Below are 1,508 nucleotides of genomic sequence, written 5' to 3'. Positions count from 1 at the left end.
GACAAGGGGGACAAAGCAATTAGTAACTCCTAACTCCTAACTCCTAACTCCTAACTCCTAACTCCTAACTCCTAACTCCTAACTCCTAACCCCTAACTCCTAACTCCTAACCCCTAACTCCTAACCCCTAACTCCAAACTCCTAACCCCTAACTCCTAACCCCAAACTCCTAACTCCTAACCCCTAACTCCAAACTCCTAACCCCTAACTCCTAACCCCTAACCTTGGTGCGATCGCGTATGCACTACTTGACCTTGGGCATCATAAACGATTAAAGGTAGGTTAGCGTTTTCACTAATGGCACTTAATGCTTCTTGCAATACTTGCAAATGATTGTTGATACCAGCAAAAGAACTTGGGTCTTGAGGATTGGCATTAGCTAAACTATTTTGCACTGCTTGTTGATAGTCAGCGGTGATTTTGACGGTAATTCCTTTGTTGTTTATGGTGAAGGTGCAAATCTGAATTTGACTAGAACAAGTTTTCACCAAGTCAGTCCGGATTTGTCCAAAATTCAGCGCAATTTGGGCTTGTTGTTCTGCTCGATTGAAGGCATTTGTATAAGGTTCGATCAAAAGTTGCGCTTGTGAGTAATAAAAGCTGTCAGCCCGAATCTGTTTGATGTTGTTCAAAGCCAGATACCAGTTTGCCCGTGCTGCTTGCCATTGGTTTTGTTGCTCATATGCTTTAGCTTGGTTGGCAGTGTTAATGGCTTGTTGATAAGATTTGGCAGCTAATTGTTCAAAAGTTGTGCGATCGCGTGCGGTTGCTAGTTTCGCTCTATAATCAGCGAGGAGATTTTGTGCTTGTTCGTATTCTGGGCTAGTCTGGGGAATAATAACCAAGGCATTAACTACTATTTGCCAAGTAGACTGCACTTTTTGCAAGTCTTTTAGAGATTTAACTTTAGTTTCCCACTGTGTAGCTACTTTGGCTACAGATTTTGCGGCTGCCAATTTTTTAGACCATTTTTCTTCATTAAGTAACTGCTGATTTACAGCTTGCAATCTCAGACGATACAAGGATAATTTGCGCTGCACCAGTGCATAAAGTTCGTTTTCACGATTTATACCTTCCAATGGTGCGATCGCTTGTCGCCAGAGTTGTTGTTTATTATGTAATTGTTGTATATTATTTACCTTAGTTTGAGTTTTTAGCTCTGCTAAAGATGCTGACTGCAAAGCGTTGAGAACCAACTTAATTTTTTCTGACTGCCGTGATAAATGAAGGGAAAGTTGCTGTGCTTGTTGGTGTCGCAAAGACCAACCCGGAATGTTTTTTAAGTTGGTGGTGGCTGTTTCAAATTGTACGTGCAGCTTTGCCAATTCCTCCTGGGATCTAGCGTTGGGGGTTAATTGCTGAGATGATTTTTGTAACTCCGTCGCTGCTTGTATCTCTTTGCACTCGGACATTACACAAGGACGAGTCAACAAGTAAGCACTGCTGCCTAACAAGGCAATTCCTGACAAAACAGCACCCACTAGGATCGGTTTGATTGAAAGCGATCG

1 protein-coding gene is annotated in these 1,508 nt (G+C 42.2%); it reads right to left on the bottom strand.

The annotated features are described in order from the left end of the window. Nucleotides 1–218: 218 nt before the first annotated feature. Nucleotides 219–1,508 (bottom strand): hypothetical protein (locus tag OGM63_RS08340; protein WP_263745050.1); only part of this gene is annotated, 1,290 nt, incomplete at its 5' end.

It is taken from the genome of Plectonema radiosum NIES-515, from assembly GCF_025753815.1.
Taxonomy (GTDB): domain Bacteria; phylum Cyanobacteriota; class Cyanobacteriia; order Cyanobacteriales; family Nostocaceae; genus Hassallia; species Hassallia radiosum_A.
The sequence above is the reverse complement of the archived record's forward strand: the minus strand, read 5'-3'. Positions and strand labels throughout refer to the sequence as shown.